Origin of the sequence: Methylobacterium mesophilicum (assembly GCF_036441335.1) — a bacterium.
Classification (GTDB): Bacteria; Pseudomonadota; Alphaproteobacteria; order Rhizobiales; family Beijerinckiaceae; genus Methylobacterium; species Methylobacterium mesophilicum_B.
This window is the reverse complement of record NZ_MLBW01000028.1, coordinates 165,270-190,341: the sequence shown is the minus strand read 5'-3', so window position 1 is coordinate 190,341 and position 25,072 is coordinate 165,270. Positions and strand designations below refer to the sequence as shown.

Annotated in this window: 17 protein-coding genes and 1 pseudogene; 7 read left to right on the top strand and 11 right to left on the bottom strand. The window is 65.9% G+C overall.

The annotated features are described in order from the left end of the window. Nucleotides 1-221: 221 nt before the first annotated feature. The gene (locus MMR14E_RS19025) at nucleotides 222-1,157 is read right to left on the bottom strand and encodes a hypothetical protein (protein WP_331316403.1); all 936 of its coding nucleotides are present in this window, start codon (nucleotides 1,155-1,157) and stop codon (nucleotides 222-224) included. 350 nt (nucleotides 1,158-1,507) lie between these two features. Here MMR14E_RS19025 and MMR14E_RS19020 point away from each other — a divergent pair, with 350 nt between their 5' ends. After that, on the top strand, nucleotides 1,508-2,200 hold the full coding sequence (locus MMR14E_RS19020; protein ID WP_331316402.1) for a hypothetical protein: 693 nt from the start codon (nucleotides 1,508-1,510) through the stop codon (nucleotides 2,198-2,200). A 628-nt stretch (nucleotides 2,201-2,828) separates the two neighbouring features. Here MMR14E_RS19020 and MMR14E_RS19015 read toward each other — a convergent pair. Next, complete coding sequence (locus MMR14E_RS19015) at nucleotides 2,829-3,233, bottom strand: hypothetical protein (protein ID WP_331316401.1); 405 nt, start codon at nucleotides 3,231-3,233, stop codon at nucleotides 2,829-2,831. A 2,923-nt stretch (nucleotides 3,234-6,156) separates the two neighbouring features. Between MMR14E_RS19015 and MMR14E_RS19010 the strand changes: the two genes are divergently transcribed. Continuing rightward, nucleotides 6,157-6,855 carry a hypothetical protein gene (locus MMR14E_RS19010; RefSeq protein ID WP_331316400.1) on the top strand — a complete coding sequence of 233 codons (699 nt, stop codon included), beginning with the start codon at nucleotides 6,157-6,159 and terminating at the stop codon, nucleotides 6,853-6,855. Between the two features lie 827 nt (nucleotides 6,856-7,682). Here the strand turns inward: MMR14E_RS19010 and MMR14E_RS19005 are convergent. The 4 genes and pseudogenes from MMR14E_RS19005 to MMR14E_RS18990 all read right to left on the bottom strand — a co-directional run. Further along, entirely contained in the window at nucleotides 7,683-10,340 is a 2,658-nt protein-coding gene (locus tag MMR14E_RS19005) for a transposase (RefSeq protein ID WP_331316398.1), read from the bottom strand. Nucleotides 10,341-10,522: 182 nt separating this feature from the next. Continuing rightward, nucleotides 10,523-10,672 carry a hypothetical protein gene (locus MMR14E_RS19000; RefSeq protein ID WP_331316397.1) on the bottom strand — a complete coding sequence of 50 codons (150 nt, stop codon included), beginning with the start codon at nucleotides 10,670-10,672 and terminating at the stop codon, nucleotides 10,523-10,525. Nucleotides 10,673-11,688: 1,016 nt separating this feature from the next. Further along, nucleotides 11,689-11,892 carry a hypothetical protein gene (locus MMR14E_RS18995; RefSeq protein WP_331316396.1) on the bottom strand — a complete coding sequence of 68 codons (204 nt, stop codon included), beginning with the start codon at nucleotides 11,890-11,892 and terminating at the stop codon, nucleotides 11,689-11,691. Between the two features lie 106 nt (nucleotides 11,893-11,998). Then, nucleotides 11,999-12,166, bottom strand: a pseudogene (locus MMR14E_RS18990) (IS256 family transposase); the annotation flags it as partial. A gap of 677 nt (nucleotides 12,167-12,843) precedes the next feature. Here MMR14E_RS18990 and MMR14E_RS18985 point away from each other — a divergent pair. Next, nucleotides 12,844-13,476, top strand: a complete 633-nt coding sequence (locus tag MMR14E_RS18985) for a hypothetical protein (protein WP_331316393.1) — start codon at nucleotides 12,844-12,846, stop codon at nucleotides 13,474-13,476. A gap of 120 nt (nucleotides 13,477-13,596) precedes the next feature. On the opposite strand, the gene MMR14E_RS18980 is transcribed toward MMR14E_RS18985, so the two are convergent. Together MMR14E_RS18980 and MMR14E_RS18975 are read right to left on the bottom strand one after the other, a co-directional pair. Further along, nucleotides 13,597-13,977: a hypothetical protein gene (locus MMR14E_RS18980; RefSeq protein WP_331316392.1), complete on the bottom strand. Its 381-nt coding sequence runs from the start codon at nucleotides 13,975-13,977 to the stop codon at nucleotides 13,597-13,599. Nucleotides 13,978-14,404: 427 nt separating this feature from the next. Next, the gene (locus MMR14E_RS18975) at nucleotides 14,405-15,442 is read right to left on the bottom strand and encodes a DUF3616 domain-containing protein (RefSeq protein ID WP_331316391.1); all 1,038 of its coding nucleotides are present in this window, start codon (nucleotides 15,440-15,442) and stop codon (nucleotides 14,405-14,407) included. Nucleotides 15,443-16,944: 1,502 nt separating this feature from the next. Between MMR14E_RS18975 and MMR14E_RS18970 the strand changes: the two genes are divergently transcribed. Next, nucleotides 16,945-17,598, top strand: coding sequence for a DUF1906 domain-containing protein (locus MMR14E_RS18970; RefSeq protein WP_331316390.1), 654 nt, complete (start codon nucleotides 16,945-16,947; stop codon nucleotides 17,596-17,598). 70 nt (nucleotides 17,599-17,668) lie between these two features. Further along, on the top strand, nucleotides 17,669-18,532 hold the full coding sequence (locus MMR14E_RS18965; RefSeq protein WP_331316389.1) for a M15 family metallopeptidase: 864 nt from the start codon (nucleotides 17,669-17,671) through the stop codon (nucleotides 18,530-18,532). Between the two features lie 118 nt (nucleotides 18,533-18,650). Here MMR14E_RS18965 and MMR14E_RS18960 read toward each other — a convergent pair. Next, a protein-coding gene (locus MMR14E_RS18960) for an IS5 family transposase (protein ID WP_331316388.1) occupies nucleotides 18,651-19,488 on the bottom strand; the annotation gives its coding sequence in 2 pieces (ribosomal slippage) (nucleotides 18,651-19,130 and nucleotides 19,132-19,488; 837 coding nt in all). A 354-nt stretch (nucleotides 19,489-19,842) separates the two neighbouring features. On the opposite strand from MMR14E_RS18960, the gene MMR14E_RS18955 reads away from it, so the two are divergent. Then, the gene (locus tag MMR14E_RS18955; protein ID WP_331316387.1) at nucleotides 19,843-20,610 is read left to right on the top strand and encodes a hypothetical protein; all 768 of its coding nucleotides are present in this window, start codon (nucleotides 19,843-19,845) and stop codon (nucleotides 20,608-20,610) included. A 348-nt stretch (nucleotides 20,611-20,958) separates the two neighbouring features. Here MMR14E_RS18955 and MMR14E_RS18950 read toward each other — a convergent pair whose 3' ends face one another. Beyond that, on the bottom strand, nucleotides 20,959-21,237 hold the full coding sequence (locus tag MMR14E_RS18950) for a helix-turn-helix transcriptional regulator (protein WP_331316385.1): 279 nt from the start codon (nucleotides 21,235-21,237) through the stop codon (nucleotides 20,959-20,961). A gap of 145 nt (nucleotides 21,238-21,382) precedes the next feature. On the opposite strand from MMR14E_RS18950, the gene MMR14E_RS18945 reads away from it, so the two are divergent. Next, entirely contained in the window at nucleotides 21,383-23,791 is a 2,409-nt protein-coding gene (locus MMR14E_RS18945) for a DNA cytosine methyltransferase (RefSeq protein ID WP_331316383.1), read from the top strand. Here MMR14E_RS18945 and MMR14E_RS18940 read toward each other — a convergent pair. Then, nucleotides 23,788-25,068: a 5-methylcytosine restriction system specificity protein McrC gene (locus MMR14E_RS18940; protein WP_331316382.1), complete on the bottom strand. Its 1,281-nt coding sequence runs from the start codon at nucleotides 25,066-25,068 to the stop codon at nucleotides 23,788-23,790. The genes MMR14E_RS18945 and MMR14E_RS18940 overlap by 4 nt on opposite strands. Between the last annotated feature and the right edge of the window lie 4 nt (nucleotides 25,069-25,072).

Genomic DNA, 25,072 nt, shown 5'->3' with positions numbered 1-25,072 from the left:
ACCTTGGATTCCCGAACGCCAGAGGGCCTCGGGCCCCTTCCCCGCCGAGCGCCGAACGAGCCGATAAGCCCGCTGGTCGACCCGGACGGCAGCGGCCCGGGCCGCGTCTACGACGCCGTCGATCCCGGCGGGCGCCCCCTCACGGCGTCGCCGGCTCTATCTCGACTGCCGGCAGGCTTGGGCGACGCTCCGGGAGAACGACAAGCCGCAAGCCGGTATGATCACACCTGCGTCTTGCGGCGCGAAGGCTGCGAGCTGGTGGTCGGGCCCTGAGGCACGATCGTCCAGCGGCCGTTCTCGTTACGGACCGCCTCGCCGGAACGCTTCAGTCTCACCTTGCCTTCATCCCCGGCCCAACTCGGCAAGCCGCCCGCCGCCAGGACGCCGTTGAGCTCCCCGCCCGTCAGTCCACCGGGGCCCGCCGCGCGCAACGCAGCCAGCATCGCCTGCTCCGCCTGCGCCCGCAAGCTGGCCCCATCCGGGGAGCGCGGGCGCTTCCGCCTGCTCGGGCTCTCGTCCGGCGGCGCGTCGAGCTGACCCCCCTGGGCTACGGCGCCGTCCGGAAGGTGTTTCGGCTCAGGCACCGTTGCCGCCTCGTCCGACTTCGCGGCACGCGTACTGCGGGTCCTTGCCGGGACCCGGCGACCCGAGGAGACTGGTTTCGTCTCCTCCTGCTGCGGAGTGGCGCCATCGATGCGATGTGCGATCGCCGAGACCGCTTCCTCGAGCTTCATCATCCTCCGTATCAGTTCGCCGCGTTCCGCGTCGGCGGTCGCCAAGCGCCCGGTCATGGCGTCGAGCGCTTCCGCCTGGGCGGCCGTAGCGGCAGGCAACCCGGGAAGTTCCAGGTCAGCCGGGACGGCCGGTCGGGATGCGTCGGGCAGTTCGTTCCGGTAACCGGCTCCGTCGCGCCGGCGCGCGCCACCTCGCAGCCGGAGGTAAGCGGCGATTGCATCGACATAGACCGAGCTTTTTGAGCGCCCGAGTTCCAGCGCCACCTCCGCAATGGCGCGGTGCATCGCCGGCGGCACGTACACCATCACCTTGGCGTTCTTCGAGGCTGCCGGGCCGGAGGACGGCCGGTCGGCTTTCGGGACCCGCTCCTCCCTTGCGCGGTGTCGAGACCCGCCCGTCGTCCGCGTCGCCTCGGTCGCCATGCTGTCTCCGCCTCGTTCGCACAGGACAGCATGACAGCATATTGCTTTCGCTGCGGTGAAGGACAGAGCGCACCTGACGACAACCGCGCCCGCCGGAACAGGTCACCTTTGGACTGGCTTGCAGGACCCTGCCCGATCGACGCTCAAGGGTATGTCCCAGACCGGAAGCCCGCGAACGTGCGATCATCCCGCGGCAGCAACAGCATGCGAGCAAGGATCATTGGCGCGCATCATGTCATGATCAGGTTGAGGCAGCTCCAGACCAACAGCTTGCGCATCCTGCCATGGCATGCCCTTTTGTGAGGCCAGGGAAAGCAAGTTTTCGGGCAGCTCCGCAAGGACCTTCAGGAATGGACGCGATCAGAGTCTTTATCGCAGCCTATTCGACTCAGATTTTCGCTGCCATAGCCGGAATCGGAGCTATTCTCAGCAGTGCAATAAGTGCCTATCTCTCCGTTAGGATGAAAAATCTGGCAACACACGCCGACGCGGATAGAATCCGCGCCGCACTGGAACTCAATACGCACGCGGTCAAGACAATCGAAAGCAATATATTGCGAGAAGATTTCCTGATGAAAGCAGAGCTCGCATATCGGGAGCGCCAACTCTCCATGCTCTATGGTCCCGTCTATGCGTATCTCAAGGGCCAGCAGAAAACCTACGACCTTTGGATGAGCAAAAAATTGGAAGACAGGAATTTCACTGTCAAGAAATTGTTCAAAGATCAGAATGAAAAAGTGAGATCCACTTTAGTAGCTAACATGCATTTGCTTGATGACGCCGAAATGAAGGGCTATGTCTCAGATTATTTCACATCGACGCTGATATTTGACTGGTACGCCGCAGATTCCCCTGACAGCAAGGTTCCGGATCATCTGGCGGAACATCCTAACGTACGGTATCCCAGGGAATTCAATGACCATATATTTTCAACGACAGAAAGATTGAAGGCCCGCATACAGGCTTTGAATGCTCGCTTCGCGATTCCGTTGGACGAGGAGCTGCCTCAAAAAGCGGGATCCGCGCCTTCTGAGAGCGTATAGAGAGGCAATAATCCGGAACGTGCTTGGACCAATTCAAGCACTCGTGCCGTGGGCCGGGCGTCGGGATTCAATCCATGACACCCGCGCAGCTGTCTTGGAAGGATGGTCGGGGCTGCTGGGACGAGGCACGCGCGCCATGAGCGCGCCGATGTCACCGGGTCTTGGGCGCGCCCTCTGCATCGATTGATCGCCGGTCGATGGTTCGCTCAACCCTACGGCGAATGGGATTGCGGGCAGGCGGACGAAGCAATCGAGTCGCTTCCCTGGCCTGATATGACATGGTCTCCATCCTCCATCGTCCGCAGCCTTCCCGCGCTTGAGGCGCGAGGAGAACAGCGAGAGGACGGCGCAGCCGACGAGCCACGAAGCCCTGATCTGCGTGCCTTGTAAGCTATCTTTGTTGAGGTCCGTGACCGAAGCAGCCCAGAGCTTGTCGGCGTTGATCCGGGATGGAGGCACACGCACCTTCGGCCGGAACCGGCTTCAAGATGGGTGACGACGGTGGCCTGCCCTCGATCGAGGTCCTGAGTTTCGGCCGGCCGTCAAAGCGTACCCGAAACGCCTCGGAGGCGGACAGGCGCTCGCCATGCCGGGGCTTCCAGGAGTTTCATGGGCAGGCACGGCAGGCCTAGGGAGGGGACACCTGATCGCCATTCTCGTCCAGCACGAGCCCGCCGTCGCAGTCCATGTAATACTGGTGATAGTCGTCAAACGTGAGCGGCGTCCCTTTGCTGCCTGGGTCCCTGGCGAGCTTGTTGGCGCGGACGTTTCTCCGGTGGGCCGAGGCAGAGGTCCGCTCGTCGTAGGGAACGAACCCGGTCCCGCGGTCCGCCGCCCGCTGATCGAGGATGTCGAGTATGGTCGGGCTCTTGACCTGAACGGGTTCCGGCTCCGGCGCCTCCTCCCGGCCAAAGCTTCGCGGCAGACTGGCGAGGCGCGACAACGGCTGCCTGTGGAAGCGCCCGCTCCCGATCTCTTCGCGCTGGTTCGGGCCGTCGCCCGAAGGAGCAGGAAGGTTCGTCTCGTTCGCCATCACGGTCTCCTTGTCCGAACGAAGTCTTGATCCGACACCGGCAAGCCACAACCGAGGGGACGTTGGCACCCGTCGGGCACATGTCATCAGCACCGACCCGACGAACGACGGGGCCAACGTGGTGCTGACCCGACTCTGCGGGCCCGGCCTGGCCTCGAGGTGTGCGAGCGTCGGCCGGCGGCCGGAGATCCTCATACGGGCCGGCGGAGCGATGACGGCACGCGGTCGAGGCCCGCACTCAGGGACGACATCGTGCTCGGCGACGACGACACGCCGGCCGACTGCGCTCGCACGCCCCTGCCTGATGCCACGGTCCCGAGCGGTCGCGGACCGGGGTCGTGATGATGGATCGGGCATCCGCGCTCCTGCCACGACGGCGAGCGGTCGTTTGCCCGACCTCATCCAATGGCGGAGGCTGCCGGGCAGCAGGGCGCCACATGCTCGGCGCACGCGCTGCACGGGGATCGGCCGCGCCGCTCGCCATCGGGAATGTCGGCGGGACGTCGCGACGCTGGCCGAGCGACCTCATAGCTTCGTTACATCTGCTGACAGCACGACAGCAGGCTGTCTGCGTCGAGGATTGATGGCGCGGTGCCGGATGGGGCGATCTCGGTACGCGATCGACCTTTTGGCGACCTGCGTCTTCACCGCCTGGATTGCCAGCCACCATGGCCTGGAAGCGTGACCAGCTTCCGGACGCGGTCTCGGAACGCTTGCTCATGGGTCATTTTGATGGCGAACACGAGTTTCCCATTCGCCTAGCGGTGCCAGTCACCGATCTGGCCTCCCGCATTCCGGCAAGCAGCCTGTTCATGCGCAAGGTGGCGCCGCCGGCTGTCAGTGTGTCGCTGGGGAGCTGCTCTACCCTTCGACAGGCAAGCCGGAGGACCGTTTACTCATTCGTCTGGGCGTCGTGACCGACCCTTCGGCGTGGGGCGGCAACCGCAAAGCGCGGCCCGAGGGCGGCGTCCCGTCTCCACTACTTGGGTTTCTGCCGATAAAGCCGAGCGGCCCAGGGAAGGGCGCCGCGACCTCGCCGAGTTGCTGTTCCTGATCGCCAAGGGTGCCAGCTGAGCGGCAGGCTGGCGTCGGCGCTGCCGGCGGAAGATTCGCTGCTCCTCCCGTGCGGGCGGCTGCGGAGCATGTGACCGTACCGGGCACCAATCACCAATGGTCCGAAGCCGACAGTAAGCTGTCATGCTGGCTGGCGTCATCGGGACAGGAGCGCAACGGATCGCGGCTGGGCCGGCGGCCTGCGCCCAGGTACAAGGTCCGAAGCTCGCCGCAGTGGGGCAGCTCGACCGACCGGGATCGCGCCAACCGATCTGAGAGGGAGGCAAATTTGACATGCCTGGAGGCGCACGGCGTCGCCAAGTGGTCAGTTGGCACCGGTGCGAGGTCTGCCACGGGCTTCCGTGCTCGTGTCGGAAAGCTCGCCGCTCGCATCTGCGGCGAGCGTCTCGCGCTGGGATCGAGTGCATCCGCATCGGCGTGTTCCCGGCGGCGCAGGCCTACACCCTCGGGATCGTGAGAGGCGATTAACGGGCCGTGGTGCCCTGATGAGCAAGGCCAGGAAGCTCCCCGGCAGCTTACGCTCCCTTCCCGCCACGAAGATCACCTTCACAATTTTGAGGACCCCGCCCCCCCGTCCAAGGAGGACGAATCCGAGCCGGACGACACGGGGTTCAAGCCGCGAGACCTCGGTTGAGCCGCAAATTGCAGGCACGCAATCCCGGCTGCCGGCATCGTGACCTGGAAAGGCTGCATCAGGTCGTGTCCCACAAAGCTCGTACCGAGGCTATCACCGCCAGTCGCGAAGCACGTTTATATATATCAGGGTTCAGCACAGGCGCCCCTTTGCTCTCTCTATCATAATCAAGAGAGCAAAGGGGCGCCTGTGCTGAATGCATTGCAATAGAACCCTTATGACCGTTCTGGGAGGGTCGCGCGAACGGTGACCACGCAGCCAGCCGCATCACGCTCGTAGCCCCGAACGAAGTTCGCATCGTGTCGGTGACCGCTGCTGCGCCGGCACATCGCCCGTCACGAGGAGGCCATTCGATCCGCTCGACGCCATCCGAGGCATCCACCACGCCGAACGCCCGCTCGATCGCGGGAGTTTCCATCGGCATGTGATGAACCTTCGGCTTCGATCCGGGGTGCGCAATTGCTTTCCCTGGAGCTTTCCGAAATTGCATGACCAAGCCCCGTCTCGCGCACCCTATGGCTGCGGATCGCGTGAGAACACGTCGGTGTGATGGAGTAGATCCCGACCCGGCAAGTCGGGTGCGCCACGTCGCAGGCGAGGCCGGCTTCGGTTCACCTAACAGCCAGGCGGCATGATCGACCTCATCATAAGAAACGATCCGGCTCGGACGGAGAGAGCAGAACCGCTTCGGTGCGGATCGCGCGATGCACGAAGGTGGCTGGCAAACGATGGCGACGTTCGGTGAGGAGCGCCGGACCGAGTCAGGCTACGGTCAGGGCGAGAAATCCATTAAGGGGGAGCGAGCGTACGAAGGAAAGGGCTGGGCAACGCATGCCCCAAGGCCGAACAAGGCGGTACGGCGATACCTCGTTGGGTGAGCGCCTCAGACGCGCCCGCGTCGGCGCCGGGTTTAAATCAGCGAAGCGGGCGGCGGAAACGTTCGGGTGGCGTGTCGGGACCTACGTGGCGCACGAGCACGCCACGCGAGTCATTTCCAGGGCAGATGCGGATGTTTATGCCAGGGCGTTCGACGTCCCCCTGCCTTGGCTTAACGATGGGAGACTGCCTTCGGAACCTCCGGGAGTCGACCAGCGCGCGAGGCGGAAGTCGGAAAGGCTGCGCATCATTGCGTCGGCTCCGATCGCCGACATCCCGCGCGAGCTGGCTGACCTCGCCGGTGCGGGGGAGCGATCGTCTTCCTGCGAGAGGCTGGTCATGGCTCGGCAGATGGCGGGTTTTGCCACGAAGGTCGACGCGGTGAGGCATTTCGGTTGGAAGCCGACGACCTACGTGGCGCACGAGAGCGGCCAGAACCGGTTCACGGCAGGAGCGGCGGAACTGTACGGCCGAGCCTACGGCGTCACCCCGGCGTGGCTACTTGGCGAGGCGGTGCCCTCCGGCTTGCCGACGACGGACGAATGGCCGGAGACGGCCTGGTCCATGTGCCGAATGCTCACGTGGAACCGCCGGATGCCGTCCCCGGACCCAACGCGGCGTGCCGACCCAGGCGCCCTGGATGAGTTACGCTCGTCGCCTTCGGCATCCAACCAAGCGGCTTCCGGATCGACGAGGGGCGAGTCTGGGCCCGCCGAGGCCGTGCTGTGGGCGGCGACTTTCGGAGCCGCGGCGACACCCTGGCCGGTACCCCGCGGCCAGGCAGCGTCATCGGGCGTCCCGGACGGCGATCTCGCGGTCGCGGTCATCACGGACGACGGTCCCGATGGCATGGCTCCGCGCGCGGGCGATCACGTCCTGATCGATCGAAGCGTTCGGAACCGGGCCGCGCGCGGGCCGCTCGTCATCCGCCGTGGCTCCCGGGTGTCGCCTTCGCCGGGCCAAGGCTCCGTCGACCCCGAAGACGAGATCCTCGGGCGCATCATCGCGATCGTCTGGAGGGACATTCAGACGCCGTGAAAGCGCGGCTAGCGGCTGCCCTTGCGAAGACGCGGCGCCTCGGGACCCGGCGGTGATGCCCGGACCACCACCGCGGCGTCCCCGCTCGAACATCGCGCGGGCGTCTAGGACAGGCCGAAGTCCCAATCGCGCGGCGCGAAGCTTCGCGCGATCGTCCGGACCGCGCGCGAAGGCGCTGCCGGCCAGGCGCGCACCTACATGCCTTGCGCAACCTGTCATGCCGGATGCGCGATCGGACGCCGTGAGATCAACGAACGTTTCGACCGACACCCGGTTGTCAGGCGTGTGTGGAGGCTAATCCGCCAAGTCGCGGCGCCTGCCGTGACCATGACGCCCTCGAGATCGAGCGTCGTTCGACTTCCTAGGCGATGGCCGGCCGCCAAAGCGGCTGGCGCCACCTTGCTTTCGGCCATGCCTGAGCATGCGGCGTTTGCGGGACCGAATACGGCGGTACGTGGGATCAGCCGCGCGGACGGCGCCTTGGTCCGCCGCTGTACGGCGTCCCCCTGCTTGGCCTCCGGGGCCTGAAGATCGTGGATGAGCACGAACGGCACGCCGGCTTCCTGGCTTCGCACCGGCATTGCGCTTGGATTCGATCAGGCGCTTCTCTTTCGAGTGGCTGCCTCGGCGATCAGGATAGGGCTGAAGTCCTTCGACCCGAAAGCCGGGCACAAGTCGCGGCGTGCACGACGGGGCTCGAGGTAGGACAGGGATCAACCCCAACGTTCGCAGCGGAGCTTCGGGCCAAAGCGGATGCGCTTCGATGGACGCTCTCATCCCGTTCGAAGCGGAAGGCCATGGAACTCCGGCTACGGAAACGCCGGAACTCAAGCCTCGGACGCGCACACTTCCGGGGACGGCCCGTCCGAAGCGGCACGCCGGCGGGCCGCGTATGCCGCCTTGCTGTTGCGCCTCATGCTTTCCAGCCTGTGGAGCTCCGCCGCCTTGAGCGATTCCAGCGGCGCCATGTCGGCCCCGTGCAGCAACCCCGGATGCCGGTCCGTCCAGACGGCGACGATGCGGTCCCACAACCCGGTATAGAGCGCCCGGCCGGCGACCGATCTCAGGGCCCGGGACGCCTCCGGGGACGAGCCCGCACCGAGGATTTCGGCGATCGCCGTCCACGATGCTCCGGTCCGCGCCTTGATGAGCATCGCCTCGCAGAACTGCCTGGGGGTCAGGTCGCAATCCTCGGCGTTCCTCGGGCTCACCAAGTCTTCCGGGACCAGGGCCTTCACGCTTTCCCAGCGATCGCCGTCCAGCGTCACGGCTCCCTCGTGGCGGAGGCGGCGCGCCACCACAGGCGGAGGCACGTGGGCGCTTTCGCCCGCGGCCAGCCGCGGGGTCCGCCGGGCCCCGCTGAGCGCGTCCAAGTCCAGGCCCACCGCCCAGGCCGGATCCCGCGCGCCGATCTCGCGGAGGAGCATCTCCGGGACACCGGCATAGATGAAACGCTGCATCGCGTTAAAGACCATCCGCCGGTCACCGAAGACCTTGGGAGGCATGCGCAACGGGATACCTTCCCGCAGCCTGAAGACGATGGCATCGACCACGGTCCGTTCCGAGAGGGGCGGCCGGCCGTGTTCCGTCGCAGGCAGCGGCGGGACGAGGTCCGCGATGAGCTGCCACTGCTGGTCCGTCAGGGCGTGCATTCCCGAGCGGGCCCGATCCTCGGAACGCTCCTGCGCCGGCCGATTATGGGAGTAGTCGCGCTTCATCTGGAGCACGGTGTCGACCACGATGATCTCCGGCTGCGGCGCCCCGACATCCTCCGGGTTGTCGAAAAACGCGGCCTCGGGGTGCATCTCGATGCGCAGCCTTAGCGCACCGTAGGGTAGCGCGTGCCGCTCCAGCCGCACCTGCGGCACCAGCTTCCGGAACGCGTCGACGAACAACTGGTCGGCCGGGCTGCGGATCTCGAAGGGAAGGCGGCCCTCGAGCCCGTCGAGGGCGCGGCCGAGACTCGCGAGCCGGCCAGGCATGTTCCCCAGCGCCGAGGCTAGGTCGCGCATCCCGGAGAGCTGCTTGCGCAGCGCGTCCACCGTGGCCTGCTGGTCCACCATCTGGCGCTCGGCGCGTTCGTTCAGCGCCTCGTTGCGGAAGGCGTGCCTCATGTACGCGTCGGCCACACGCTCCGCCGCCTCCAGCTCCTCGCGGAGGCGGATCCTGCGAGCCTCGTGGCTCTGTACCGCCCGCCGCAGGCGCTCTTCGTAGGACTGGGCGAAGATGGCCTCCCCATCGTACCGCTGCAGCCGCTCGCGGACCGCCCTGACCACCTCGCGCTCGACGTGGGTGTAATCCACGCTGTGGCGGGCATGGACGCAGGCGTCCTTGTTGATCGCCAGGCTGCACGACAGGACGGGCTGTGCCCGCGAACGACCGTTGTAGTAGCGCTGGTCCTTGACACCGGGGCAGTCGCAGGTTGCCAAGTCGACGAGCGTCGACTCGTAGAGCTTGGCTCTGTCCTCGCCGACCGGGAGCGGCTTGCTGCCACGGCGTACCTTGTTGTTGGCCTGGAAGAACAGCTCGTCCGAGACGAGGCGGAGCTTTGGGTTCCTCCCCTTTACGACCGCCTCGGGTTCGCGCCGGAGGTACTTCTTCTCCAGAGTCTCACGGTTGGTCTCGACGTACGTGAGGCGATGGCGGACGCGACCGGTGTTGAAGATCTGCCGACGAACCCGGCGGACGGCGCTACCCGACCACCCCAACGTCCCGCTCGGGGTCAGGTACCCCTCCTCGATCAGGCGAACGGCGATCTTCCTGTCCGATACGCCGGCGGCGGCCAGGGTCGTGACGAGGACCACGGCCTCGGACTGCACCGGGTCCACTGCCGGGAACCCCGGCACGCCCGTAGGCTGAAATCCGTAGGACTTGCCGCGAGGATTGCCGCCGGCGTAGACCAGTTCGTCGATGCCCCCCGACGTCCAGGCGCGGCGGGCCTTCATGTCGCGCTCCGCGTCCAGCACGCCCCGGACGAGCGCATCCTTATCGAGGCTCTGGCCGGTGAGCGCGGAATGCGCCGCGATCCCCTTCTTTTCCAGGATCTCGCAGATGTGAACGGCATCGTAGGTTTCCCTCGACCACCGGCTGAAATGCTCGAAGCAGATGGCGTCGAATTCGTCGAGCCTGCCAAGCAGTTCCTGCAGCTTCTCGCGCCCCGCAGCATTGGTGGCGGTGCGACCCTCGTCGATGAATTCGACCATCTTCGTGACTCCGAGGTCACCGAGGTACTTTCGGCAGCGCCTGACCTGGCGCTTGATGCTGTCGTAATCCTGCTGGTCGCTCGAATAACGAGCATATATGGCGAAGCGCAGGGCAGTGGGAGTCTTCGGCTGCGACCTCAAAATCGGGAGGCGCTTCACCAAGAGCCCGTCGAGCAGGTCTTCGATCCCGTGGTCGGCTACCTGATAGTGCTCGTCCGCCCGATCCTCCGAGGAAGTGAGGCTGATCTCTTCCGCGCGTCCCGCCTCGTTGATCTTGTCCATGATCGGCCCTCCTGATCGACTCGCGCCGGAAGCGTCCCAGCCCCGGTTTCGCCCCGGGGCCCGACCTGGAAAGGAATACACGCCGCGCGTAAACACGCAATTAATTGCGTGTTTGAGAGGCCGAAGCGATCGGGTCAAGGGTGGGCATCACGAGATATGCGACGCCGGGCGCCGCGACGACCTCAGCCCTCGTCTCGGCGGACGAAGGTCCGTGCGCGAGCCACGTCCGCCTCGGCGAGCATCTGCCCCAGCGCCAAGATCGCGACCGACACGGCGCTCGCGTCCGGGATCGCGCCGCCGAGGATCGAGGTCGCGTCGCTGAACGGCCGCATGACGCCACGCCCGAACCGGCCCCCGCGCGGGCGCCTCGCTCTCACCCGCGCCTGCAGAGGATCCACGGGCGACCGCAAGGGATCTGCGGCCGGCTCAAGCTTCGGGTTGATCCGGTCGAACCGCTTCATTGGCCAACTCCCAGTTGGTGATCTTGAGGGCCGAGGCGATCGCCAAACGGCCATTCCGTCATTGGCCGCGTTCCTGAAAGGGAGCGCGCCAGCGATGCGCAGGTCGCAAACAGGCGCCAGGCGTCGCCGGACCCGCGCGCCAGGTTCACCGGCGCGGAACAGAAGGGGCATCCGGCAGAGCAAGGGACCCGTGGAAGGTCATCTCGCGATCGCAACCCGGCGGCCCGACCATGTTGGCGATGCGCTTGCTGCAGCGAGGTCGTGCGGCGGCAAGGAGCGGACGCGACGGGATTGGACCGAAAGCCGCCTCCAGGCGCCCGGATCCCTCGCGTCGAACACCGTCCTTTGGTGCCGCCGTTGGCCGACCCTGCGGCGCGTCAGGCCCCTTTGCGTCGCAGGGGAGCCACCGAGCGGCAGGAGAGAGGACCGCTTGATCCGGCGCTGCGCGGCGGAAAGCGGCAGGAAAGGCTGCCGGCTCAGAACCGGGGTCCCACTCGCCGGCAGGCTCGGCGAGTGGCTGCATCTACGGGCATCTTGCCGTCGTTGCCCGACGATTGGGAACATTCAGGCTCCGGCCCGGACGGACTGGTCCGAGGGCCGGGCCGGGACGGCACCCGGCGCAACGGGACCGCGAAGCCCAGGCGCCTCCCGTCGACGATGCGTATCAATCTGCACCGCGGCAAGCCGCCGTAGCGACGGCCGTCGCCTCGCGATCAAGGTGGAGGGTACCGTCCGCGAACCTGCCACATCCTCGGCGACGACGTGCCGGCCTCGCGGTTCTTGATCCAGGCAGCCCACGTCGCGCGGGTGTGGGCCCCGCACCCGGACTACCTGGGCCGGCGAGACAACGCAGATAACTGCCAGCCCCGCCATCGTCCCAGTGGCAATCACGCGCTCGCCTGGATCGGGGAGAACCGGATCAAGGCATTCTTCGAGGGACGCAACGGATCCGCTTCCCGCGACAAGATCACGGGCACACCGAAAGGTACAGAATTTGTATTGATGTGGCCATTATAGAGGAAGACTTCCGGTTTTTCCAGCACTTTCTGCGACGCGTTGCGGGCAGCGTTGGATCTGTGATGGCGCGACATGGATCAATCGTCGCCAGGCGTCGGTGCGCCGTTGAGGCAGGTTGTGCCCCTGGGTGTGGCGCAGCTCGCTGGGAGCCACCACGATCACCCGCTCGGGCCGGGACGATCAGGCTGCCAAGGCGGACAGACCGACGCGGGGATCATCGCCGATGGGGGCGATGCTTTCCAGGAACATGTAGCGCAAGCGCTGGGCGGCCCATTCGTCGTTCTGCTCCAACAGGATCGCGCCGACGAGGCGGGTGATGGCAGCCTAGTCGGGGAAGATGCCGACCACTGCGTTCGCGAGGCGACCACGCACGCAGACCCATCGAGGCCATCACGTTACGGCGCGACCGGTCCACATCGGCGTCGATATTCCTGCTGAGAAAGCAACGCGGCGATAGCATCTCGCCGCGAGCATCCTGGGCCACGGCATCGCATGCGTACCGGTGCGCCGGGGGCGCTCGTTGTTTTTGGGGGGGCCGCCCCGACGGCGATTGCGACAAGCGTCGCGCGACTCTGCCCTGAATTTGTAGCGGGAACCTTGGCGCTCCTCCTGAAAGGGCGGTCCAGACGTGGGGTTCGCCTCTCCAAGAGAGGGGGCGCCGTGCCCACTCACGCTTTCGTGAACCAGGGGCGTGAAGGCCCGGGAACGGCCGTTTTGGCGGCATCCGGCGAAATCTCGGAAGCAAGGGCAATTCGCCCGAACAGCACCCGCCAGGGCCGACGGCGGGCCTTCTCTGGCCGCTTTTCCTCGCTTCGCCCCCCCTAAGTGCCGCCGACATGCCCGCGGGAACGATTCTCTCTCCGATTGTCTTCACGAATATCTTGAAGCTGATAGTCTCTATCCATGCTGCATCCGAGGTCTATCAACCAAACCCATTCGGCAATGGCAATATAAGGTTGGATTATCGGATGCGCATAAGCAGGGACATATTTTTGCGACGGGGCTATAAATCGATGAGCATGAGGATGGAGCGCGATAATCTCTCTCAGGGGGCGGTCCTCATCCTGCAGATGGCCTACGCGAGCGCGGCGAGGACCATCTGCTCCGACCCCTTCGCCTTTCAGACGCTCGGCCTTGGATTGGACGCTGAGGAGGCCGCGCGCGAGGAGCTGGAGGGCCTGGCCATTCTGGATCCGGGCAAGTTCGGCGGCGAGATCCTGCCCACGAAGGAGGGTTGGGCCTTGATCGGCCGGCTCTGGCCGAACGGGCAGATCCCGGGCCCCGGAGGGCGACACGTCGTCGTCGGCAGCTTCGACGGCGAGGAGGATCTGCCCGTGCGCCTGGCCGTCCCCGTGCCCGAGTTTACGGACGTTCTGCCGTCCGACAGCCCCTTCGTCCGCGAAACGCTGGATCAGGGCGCCGGCTGCAGCGCGTGGCAGCTGCTGTGGCCGACGACGGGCGAGCCGACGAGCCGGATCATCGTGCGAGTCGAGCGTGGAGTGCATGACGGCGCAGAGACCACCGGTCGCTCGGCCAGGTCGTGCCGGACGTTCGCGAATCCGGGTCGGTGGTTCTCGGTTGACCTGTCGGGTGAGACCAGGGAGGCCCGCGCGTCGCTGGAACAGCTGCTGTTCCTGATCGCGATGGGCGCCGGCTGAGCGGGCGCGACGTGGGGCGGCGGCACGGTTCGCGCGGCCGCCGGCAGGGGGCGGATCGTGTTCACCCGTTCGGCTGCGCTGTCACTGGGCGAGCGCAGCCCACGGGGGGCGGCGGGGGCGTCAGCGCCGACCGCCGAGGGGGAACGGCAGGATCTTCACGGCCGCGCTCGCCTCGTCGTAGAGCTGCCCGACGGCGTCCGCGCGCCCCCCGAACGCCCCGGACAGCAGGCATTCCCAGTCCACGGGGCGCGTCTGGGGTTCCAGCCGCGCCCAGGCGAGGATCTCGAGCATCATGCGCAGGTCGCCTTCCGTGAAAGGCGGCTCGCCCGGGACGCTATGCCCGGCATTCGACAGGTTGCAGTAGGCCTCCGAGAGCTCGTCCTCATCCTGCGCCTCGGCCATCCACGCCCGCAGGCTGGCCAGATCCTCGGGGAACAGCCGGTCGTGGACGTAGTCGCCGATCGGTCGCTTGCGACGGGGAGGCAATGAGGAATTCGTCACGCGGCAACCTCCACGGGGCGCCGTGGCAGACGCACCAGTCTAGGACCATTGTACAGCGCCGAAGTTCGACGACCACCGGGTGGCTTCGATCTCACACAATGGTGCCAAAGATTGCCAGCCTGCACGATCTGCCGGAACAGAAGCAGGCCGCTGAGACCACTCGCCGGGCTGACGCGACAGACGAACAGCAGGCGGGGAGAGAAAACCGATGCGCGCCAAGCAGCCGCTATTCGTCCATGCTCGCGTCTAGCCTCCCGGGTCGCGCAATTTACGTATCCCGGATAGCTGTGCGCAAGGGTTGTGCTCAAAGCGACCGGGCGCGGGAGACTGCATCCAATTCCCGGCCTCGGCCTTTCGTCGGCCGCCCGCGCGCCGCCGCGCCCCAGAACTCGCTGCTGCCGGCCCTCGCCGCAGGCCCGCACGCTGCCTACTTGCTGATGTCGTACGAGGTCGGGTCTCCGCCAGTCGGCCCATCCGAGAATATGACGATCGAGTAGCCGGCCGCGCTCTCCCGCATGACGAGAAGGGCCTCCGGCTGGCCTCCGTCCGCGCGCGGGCCGCCGAGATCCGCCAACAGCCTCGTTTCGTCCGGCTTCCAGAGGAAGACGCGCGCCTTGCCAGGGGTCCTGGGCTCAGGACCGGTAAGGACGAGCAGGCCGCCCTCGACCGCCGCGAGATCACGGATCGCCTCTCCCCCGAGGTCGATGTCGCAAGGCTCGGCTGCCGCAACGTCGCCCTCGAACACCGCACTGATTGGCACCTTCAGGATCACCGCCTTCTTCTCGACCGGGCCGCGGAAGCCGAAGAACAGGTCACTGCCCCGAACGGCGATCCCCTCGACATTCACGCCCTGCTTGCCGGGGATGTCACCGATGTGGGCGTTGAGAACCGGATGCGCCGCGATGTATCGCTCAAGAGCATCGCTGCGCTCGACCGCCCTGCTTGCACTTTTGCCGTCGCCGAGGTCAGACGGTCGTCCGGTGTCGGCGTCGACCTTGACGCGATAGACAAAATATCGGGAAAGCTGCTTCTTTCCCTTCTTGTTGAGACCATGCGACCCAACCAGGTAATAGAAACCGTCGGCAAAGGCCACGCCTTCGGCGTCGGTTTCCTTGAACTTATCCCCTCGTGCATCGCGCTCAGGCAGAATGTACACCTTATCGCCAGGGACGACGGTATCCCCGTCGATCGAAAACAGGCGCGCGTATCGAACCTCATCGCCGATGAGAAAGCAGGACTTGCGCTTGCCGTCCGCGACATAGCACGCGGCGCCGCTGACGTTGTTCGCCTCGTCATCCTCTGCGGAAAGCGGGGGATCCACCGATAGCTTCGCCGTGGGCAACAGAACTTCCGCATGGGCGGCAGCGGGGGCGCCCAGCATCGCCAGCGGCACTGCGCAGGCGGCCCATGCCGAGCGTCCGCGTGGCCTGGTGCGCCTCGTCAGGGGCCGGTCGCTGGCGTTCATCGGGGGCTCCTTTCAAGGCGGCGGTCCGTAAGGCGCGTTGGGAGTCGCGAGATGTCGGGCGCGCCCCGATGCCAACGTCGATCGAGCCCCGGATGCCGCATGGCCGTGACCGTTCCGGTGCGCTTGGGCTGCGATCCCGAAGATCGACGCTTCGGCCGCACCCGTTCCCGACGTGCGGGACGCGCCAGAACATTCGCCACCGAGCGGACAGACATCCGGCTCGCCTCGAAGCCGTTGCCTGGCCGCAAGCCCGGACCCGAGCTCTCTGCCGCCCGGTGCCGCCAGGAACCCTGCAGGTGAGAGCGGTCGTCCCGGCTGGGACAGGGATCCCTGGGGGCTGCATCGGGTCCGGCGCGCTTTCATGATCAGGCTTCGCTTGGGCCGCACAAGATCGCGAAGCACTGCATGGCGCGCGCGTGATACCCGACCAAGATTCAGCCCACTACGACCGCGAGCACGACGGGCGGCACCATCGCTCAGCTGCGACCCGTGCTCAGCCCTTCCCGGCGAACCGGATCACGGGATCCCTGGGGCATTCATCTTTGCAAACCACATCGACATCTGATCTTTATACTCTTGGCGTTTTGTCGATCGCGCGCAACATTCACGCGAATCGAGGGCGGCCCCACCATCCGCACACCTGCCGCACGCGAGACGACATCCCGGACCGCATCCCCATTTGGATTCGCCCGCGAGCATCACGTCGCCGACCTCAAGTCGCGATCAGCAGGGTGCCGTCAATATTCGTCACCTGTCAACGGCTTTGCGGCGTCGGAGATACACAGATCAGTGCGGGCCGTATGGACCAAAGCTGCCCCGGGATAGGTCGTGCCACCGATACTCGGATCCCAAACCGCACTCAGGCATGAGGAATGTGGGGCAGGTCGGAATTTTCGGCGCTTCAGTACGCCCAAGGCTCGCTCCGCGCGAGGTGGTCTCTCGAGGCCCCTGGTCCCGGCACACGGCCCAACCCTCGAACGACGTTCGCGATCTCGCTGCCGACCCGGGTGCGTTCCTCGGCCTTCGCGACCCCGTCAACCACGAGGGTCGTCCCGGTCGCGTTGGCGAATCTCCCCTCCCCGTCGACGAAACCGGGCCTGTCCGCGATCCCGTCCAGGATCGCGGCCCCGACCTCCGTCTGGCTCTGAGATGAACGCTCGGAAGGGCCCTCGCCGTACGCGTCGTGGCGCAGGCAGGTGGGGCGGTCCTGGCACGGACCGAACTGGCAGATGTTCAAACCCGAGCGGTCTCGGAAGGGCCGGTCGGTCGACACTGAGCAGTTCGGCAACGGTCCGCGCCCATTGGTCCGGATGGACCTCGGGCCTCGGAGTTTCGAGACCGATTGAACAAATGATCCGCACTTCCGGAAGTCGGGCCGGAACCCCTGATACATGGAATTGATACGGCATATGATGAGTCATGCAGCATAATTCGGACCGATATGGACATGGAGCGACAAGCGATATATTTTATCTGCCTGCCATGACGGGGAGGGTCGACTCATGCTCCAGGGTAATGTAAAGTCATCCGCTGGCGGCGTTCATGGTTTTGACGCCTCCGCAAAACTTACACAAACTACCGCCAAAGCACTGCACAACGCCGGATTTGTATTTGGTCTGCGTTATTTGTCAAGAAACGCTTCCCCGCCCGCGAGTGATTTGACAGCTGCCGAGGCGCAATTGATGCTGGACGCTGGGCTTGCCGTCATGCCGGTGCAGCACGTCGCAGCTGCCGGATGGGTGCCCAGCGAGTCCAAGGGAAAGACCAACGGAGAGAACGCCGCCTCTCATGCGAGCGCCATTGGGTTCCCATCGGGGATCAACGTCTGGCTCGACTTGGAGGGAGTCAGGCACGATGCCGCCGCGGAAACGGTCATCGCCTACTGTAACGCCTGGTTCGACGTGGTCAGCGCAGCAGGCTACATGCCTGGCATCTATGTTGGAGCGAATGCAATATTAAACGGAGATCAGCTCTATTGGCGGCTGAGAACGAAACATTATTGGAAATCAGGAAGCAAAGTTCCAGGAATCCCCGAGCGTGGCTACTGCATGGTTCAGCGTATCGTCGCAGGTGACAAGGTCGGCGGCGTCGAGATCGATCGGAACGTCACGAAAGTTGACGGCTTTGGTAACTCCCCGATCTGGCTGGAACCTTAGTCTGGAGCAAAGTGAAAATTGTGTACTTTCAACAAAGACCAGGATCATTCTGATAGACGTGGAGAGAGGAATGCCTTTCTTGTCGAAGCGCGGTGGAAACAACACCGCGGCAGAGGTGCAGAGATGGCAGTATTTCTTGCGGCGACAGGGAATCGTCCAGGCGGGTCGAATCGATGGTCAATTCGGCCTGAAGACCGAGACCGCCACCAAATTCTTCCAGGTTTCCCAGGGGATCGCGCAAGTTTCGGGTGAGCTCGATACGATCACCTTGTCGGCCGCGAAGCAATTGGGATACACAGTAAGGCCCGATAATTACTACGATGACAAACGAACAGCTTCATACCCCCGCCGCCCCAAAAATTTGAAAAGCCCTACTAATGGCGACAGAAACAACGGGCTCGGGTGCTTTCTTTTCAAGCAGCTACCTCTGGAGCATCGAAGTGACAAGGACGAGATCGTTATCCTTGGCAGTTGCGACAAAAGCATCTCAGATTGGAGAAAAGAAAACATTGTTGAAGTCGACATCAATCAGCCCATCTTCGCGGCCGGTTTCAATGGCAAAATCACATGCCATAGAATTGTTGCACCGCACATCCAGAACCTGTTTGAAAGGTGGTCCGAGCTGGACCTGCTGCACCTGATTATCGGTTATTCTGGATCGTTCAGCCCGCGCTACAAGCGTGGCCAGTCACCCGGCAAGGGAGGCCATGGGGAGAAGCGCAGCGACCAGGTGAGTGAGTTGAGCAATCACGCATTTGCATCGGCTTTCGATATCAATGTCGAAGATAATCCGTTCAAAGCAACTCCAAGTCTATGTCCCGCGAGGGGTTCTGTCAGGGAGCTGGTCCAGACTGCAAATGACCTCGGATTTTACTGGGGCGGGCATTTCGGCTCTCCGAAGGATGGCATGCATTTCGAATTTGCGGACTTTTAGTGCATAGACTGTTAGGTCCCTGAGAGCGGACCAGCCGAATTTCCGAGAAGGATCGTGAGCAGCCCCTCGCGGCCAGTGCCAAGCGTCGGATCCGACCCACTAGGGCGTCTCTGCAAAGTCATTTGAGCCAGAGCATGGTCATGCCAAGCGTGACCATGGCGAGGTAGTTGGCGGCCCGCTTCTCGTAGCGGGTGGCGATACGGCGGTACTGCTTGAGCCGGCTGATCAGCCGCTCGACCTTGTTGCGCTCGCGGTATGCGGCTTCGTCGAAGTCGGGCTGGCGCGGCTGATCCCTGCGGGTTGGGATGACCGGCTCGATCCGGCGTTGCTTGAGGCGGCGACGTGCCGGTGGGCTGGAATAGCCCCGATCCCCTGCCGTCCGGCGCGGCCGCAGGCGCGGTCGGCCTCGCCCCGGGCGGGGCACTGCCCCCTTGTCCATCAGAGCATCCAGCGCGAACTGCTCGTGACGCTCGCCCGCCGTCAGAACAGCCGTGATCGGCTTACCGACGCCCTCGGCACGTAGATGCAGCTTGGTCGAGAAGCCTCCCTGGCTGCGCCCGAGTGCCTCGCCCACGCCCTCGACCGTGGCCTCACCCCCCGACGGCGCCGGACCGGCGTGCCCCGGCGGCGTGCTGGTGGGCGCGCACCACCGTGGCGTCCACGAAGTGCAGGTCCCAGTCGAGATCCCCGCGCGCATCCGCTTGCGCTTGCAGGCGCTTCAGCACGCGGTCGAACACACCCGCTTTGCGCCAGCGGTAGAACCTGCTCGACACCGTGCCGACAGGGCCATAGCGCGCTGGCAAGTCCTCCCAGGGCGCGCCCGTGCGCAGGATCCACAGCATGCCGTTGAGGACTTGGCGGTGATCCTCTGCAGGCCGGCCCGTGCGCGGCTTCTGCGGAGGCAGCAACGGGGCAATCTGCTCCCACTGCGCGTCAGTCAGTTCAAAGCGTCGCATCACGCCCACATGGGGGCCAACAGCCGGCCTGTGAACCCTTTGCAGAGACGCCCTAGGCCGCACCGTCCTGACGTTCCATGAATCTGGCGACCCAAGAAGCCATGAGCAGTCAGGTGCGTCCTTGCCCAGGCCTCGAATTCGCAATCGGCCGTGACAGCGGGTAGACCGATCTCCCTCGTCTTGGACGCCAATTGGCGATCGCTCAGGCCCTGCCGCGTAACCGCAGGTGCGTGGTGCGAGGCCGCGCAGGGCAGCCCAACGTCGGACAGCAGGGTCGAGCATGGCTTTTCGTGCATAATGGCTGTCGGAACCATACATCCTGCAGTCTCGCCGAGAACGGCACCGGGCAGAAAGATGCGCGAGATAGAAGATTTCACCGATGACAGGCTGAAGGCCTGGTGCATCCATTGCGGCACTGCAATCTCTGACATCGCGAGCAATCGCGATCATGTTCCGACCAAATCGTTGTTGACGAAATCGCTGCGCAAACGCGGCGCCGACTATGATCGCGGCGCAGGTGGCGAGATGGACTACCTGCCGCAGGTCGTCATCTGTCGCTCCTGCAACTCCGGATTTTCCCCTGACGAGAACTATCTCCTCTGTGTCCTTCATGCGGTCATGGCGGGCAGCCTCTACCCTGATCCGACGAAGCATCCCGAGGCGGCAACCCTACTGAAGAGCAATCGGCATGTGGTCCGCTCGCTCAGGCAAAGGCCGGACGGACAGCTTCTCCTGTTCGATGATCTGCAGCCATTCACTCTCTTCCCGGACATCGGGAAGGTACGGCGCGTCATCGTCAAGAATGCCCGGGGCCACGCCTACCATGAGATTGGCGAGCCGCTTCTCGAAGAGCCCGACCATGTCGCGTTCGATCCGCTGGCGAGGCTCAGCCCCGAGGAGCGCGAAGCTTTCGAGGCCACTGGCATCGACGCCGACCTCGCCGTCTGGCCGGAGGTTGGCAGCCGCATGACTGTCCACCTGATCCACGAAGAGTCCATGGCTGGCGGCTGGATCACTGTCGAGCCGGGCCGGTATCGCTATGCCATCGATTGGTCCGACGCCGTAACGGTGAAGACCGTGATATGGGAGTATCTCGCCACCGAGACACGCTGGGAGCCGTAGGCGCAGCCTCGCCATTCGTCGCTGACAAGACGGCGTCCGATTTCGCGGCCCCATTCGGCGCAGTGTCGGAGGCCGACCTCGTCCGCAGGGCCTTGCCATACGGTGGGCCGCCGCCCTCGAAGCCGCGCTCGCCGCAACAGGCACTTCGGCGCGATCGAGGATCCTCCGGCACGTAGTGGCAGGTTGTCGGCCTGGACCCGGGTCAGGAACGCGTGATTTCGCGCGGGCATCCCGACCCGTCGGGTAGGCGCCCGTCGCCGACCGGCGTGCGGGCCTGCGCGGCGGCAGGGGCCGCTGTTCATCGGAGGTGCTTCACCCAGGCTACGGGAGAGCCATGCGTGGACCTCGTCAGGCGGCACCGCTTCCCAGCGGAGCGCTTTCGGTCGATCGGGGAAGCGATGCACGCCGGGGGACGTCCGCGAACAGCTGCGCCAGCGTGATGTCGAGGGCCTCGGCGACGTCCACCACGACGCTCAGCTTTACGTTGCGCTCTCCCCGCTCGATCAGGCCCACATAGTTGCGGTGGATCCCGGCGCTCTCGGCGAGCTGTTCCTGGCTGAAGCCTCGTGCGATGCGCGCGCGCCGCATCTGCGCACCGATCGCCGTCAGGAATGGATCTGCCTGCATGCCATGTGATCTTGCCGGCACAAGTCGAATTTGCTACACACTGCCAGTGTGCACGGCTGCCCGTTCGCCGTTCCGGTTCGTTAACCCGGGAACCCGAAGAGGAACGGGACGAAAGCGTCGTCGATGTGCGAACAGCGGCTGAGACATGACGAGTGGGGTACGCGACCGCATCGACACTGACGCGCTCATGGAGCGTGTGCGCGCGTCGATCGCGTCGAAGCGGCTGTCGCACAAGGACGCGGCCGCGCTGATCGGCGTCGGGAGGACCACCCTGGAGGATCATCTCGCCGGCGAGCACGTACGCAGTGACTCCGCGGAGAAGTATCGTGCATGGCTGGCGGGCCGCCGGCGCGCGGACAACGTGTTCGTCCTCCCCGTCGCAGGACAGGAACCCGACCTGCGCCTGCCGGAAGATGAGCCCGTTCCCCCTCCGTCCAGCCCACGGCTGGTGGTCGACATCTTCTCCGGCTGCGGTGGACTGAGCCTCGGCTTCGACCTGCTGGAAGGTGGCCGCCAGTTCCGCACCGTGCTGGCGCTCGACAACCAGCCCGCGCCCATCGCGACCCTGAACCGCAACGCGGCGGCACTCGGCCATGGCGAGCGGGTGGTCGGGAAGGTCGTCGACCTCACCGAGTTCCTGAATGCGACGGAGTTCCTGGCCTTCTACCTCCAGCATGCCGGCGAAGTCCTTGACGACGCCGAGCTGCTGGCAGGCCTGCGGTCGTGCGATGACGGCGCCTTCCCGCTGTTCCTCGACGAGATCGCCAGAACCGATGCTGCCTATGTCGACCGACTGAACGCGATACGCTCGACACCCGACTGGTCCGCCGCCCTTGCGGAGCTCAACCCGCGTGCGGTCGACCAGACATCGGTGATGCGCTTCCACGACGCGCTGCGACTGCCCAGGCCGTCGCGCAAGGTCGCCACCCTGCCACCGCTCATCTGGAGCTCTCCGGCCCCGGAACGGGGCTCGACGCAACCCTCCATGCGCAAAGAGCGAACCGATCCCGAGTGGCTGACCCAGGCCGAAACGGAATGGGACGCGGAGGTCGGGCTGCTGGCCGGACGGCGGGACGGCGACGGTCGTGGTCAGTTGACGGCCTCGGCCCGGCGTGTCGGAGCCTTCAGCGACTTCCTCGCCACCCGCGTGATGCAGCAGGTGCGCAGCGTCTGGACGGAGTGGCGAGCCCGGCGAGAGTGGCTCCGTGACCGCCTGTTCCGCGATCAGCCCTTCGCGGCCGGACTCCGCAATCTCTACGAACGGGCTCGCGTTTCGGTGCTGGTCGGCGGGCCGCCCTGCCAGGGCTTCAGCCGCATCGGCCGCGGGAAGATCCGCAGCCTGCGCGAGGCACGCATCCAGGCGCATCCCGACATGGAGGCTGGCGATGCCCGCAATCGGCTGTTCGAGCAGTACGTCACGGTCCTGAGCGCGCTCAGGCCGGACGTCTTCCTGTTCGAGAACGTCGCGCACTTCCGCTCGGTCGTCCGCGTGGACGGCGCCGCCTTCAAGGCGACGGAACTGCTCAGGGAGGCGATCGAGCGGGCGTCACACGGCGAGACCCGCTACGAGGTCGCGCAGGAGATCGTGGACGCGTCGCGGCACGGCGTGCCCCAGACCCGCCAGCGCTACTTCATGGCGGGCGTGCTGACCGACCGCAATGGCCAGTCCGCCAGCGGCCTGGCAGCCGCCTGCCTGGCGCTGAGGCGCGACCAGGAAGCGCCGCTCGCGCTGGCGCTTGCCGGCCTGCCGATGCCGGGCATCGCCGGAGGCGACGGGAAGACGGGTGCCGCGATGGACATCCAGCAGGCGCTCGATCCGAGCGACACCGACACCCATGCGTTCTCGCGGTGGGTGAGGCAGCCGCGCCCGGGCACGAAGCTCCCCCCCCTCGCCGTTGATGCGCACGTCTGCCGCGCGCCGCGCTCCGACGACGCGGCGCTGTTCGCGCTCATGGGCCCAGGGCGGCGCTGGATGGACTACCGCGCCGATCTGGCCGAGACGGGCCGGCTCCTGAACGGCGTCGTCGAGGCGCTGCTCGATGTGCCCGAAGACGAGCTCGAGCGCCTGCGTGCCGGATCGGCAGGACCGGGCCCAACCCTGCCTGACCGCCGGACACTGCTCGAATTGAGGTCGAGGCTCGACGGCGCCCTTCCGCTTCGCCTCCTCCTCGAACAGATCGGCTCGCGGCTCGGCACGGCGCACCATCTCCTAGAGGGCACCTACATCTCGAAGCGGGAGAGCAACCACGGCGACTGGCTTGCGCGCCTTGATGCCACACGCCCATGCAAGACCATGACGAGCCACATGTCCAAGGACACCTACGCCTACGTCCATCCGTCGGCACCGCGAACGCTGTCGGTGCGCGAGGCGGCGCGCATCCAGAGCTTCCCCGACTGGTTCGCCTTCGGCGGCGTCTCGCTGACCGAGGCGTTCCGGATGATCGGGAACGCCGTTCCGCCGATGATCAGCAACGCGATCGCCGCACGGGTCGCCGTCGTGCTGCACCGGCGCGTGGCCGCCGGCCGCGCCGCCTCGGCACTTCGACGGGGCTAGGTGGCCGCCTCTTCTGCACGTCGCACCAGACCGGCCACCACGGTGCACACTTCGCGCCGCAGCGTTTCGCCATCCGGTGCATCGGCTATCAGGGTCGGGAGATGCACCCCCATGACGACAAGGGGGCGGCGCAGCCCGGCGATCTCGTAGCGCCGCACGATCAGCCGCGCCGCCGCGTCGTCCAGCGGCGAGACCATGAACGCGGCCTCCGCCGACAGGCCCGCGGCGTAGGCGGTCAGCTGATAGACGTCTTCCTCCCGCAGGTCGACGCGGCCGTCCGGGCGGACGACCCGCTTCCACTTGGCGTCCCCCACGACCACGATGCCCGCGTTCCCGGGCCGGCACAGTCGGTAGTCGGGGTGGAGGGCCACAGCATCCCCCCGGTCGGACCGGAGCAGGGTCTGGCGCGGGCGACCGGGAACCAGCGCCAGCTCCCGCAACCCGCGGGCGAGCACGCGGCCGACGGCCGCCTCGAACAGGCCGTGCAGCCGGTAGAGAACGGCGATGGCGGGGAGCCGACCTGCCCGAGTCGGATCGGGCTCCTCCTGCGCCAGCAAGGTCGCGGCGAGCAGGAGAAGCGGACGCCAGCGCTCCTCGAAGGGACCCAGGACGATGTCGGCCAATGCCTCGCGCCTGGGTGGGGCCGACGCCACCTCGCCGAGCATCCGCTCGAGTCGCGCGCAGCGCGCCCGGGTGCGCAGGCTCAGGGTCCTCCGTCCGATCTCCTCGATCAGCCATCGCACGGTGCGCGACACGATGTTGTCGGTCCTCAACGGGGCATGGCGGACCGTCACCTCCAGCCCCCTTCCGGGCCGCCGGCTTGCGAGACGCGCCAGCTCGATACGGCCCCGGACGGACACCGTCACGTCCTCGACCTCGACATACCGCCTCGGGAGTCCGGCCGCGAGATTGCGCCCGGCGTCCTGGACGGCCCAGTCGAGGATCAGTTCGAGGAAGCCGCCGCCCGCATCCGCGATGGAAGCGGGGACCGTGGCCGGCATGCCCGCCGTGCCCAGGAAGCGCAGAAGCTCGCAGAGGAACGCGGCCCCTTCCGATGAGCTGCCTGACCCAATGGTCTTGGGCAGGATCTCGACGATCAGGTTGCCGATATCGACGACCCCTACCACGCCCGTGGCGAAGAGGGAGGAGCCTCGCGTCTCGAACAGGCGGAGGCCCACGCGCCGACCGGCCGCCTCAAGCCGGCTGGCAGTCCGGACCCGATCGAATCCCGATGGCAGGTCGACCAGACCGTATTCTCGCGCCCTGACGATCGGCACGGGC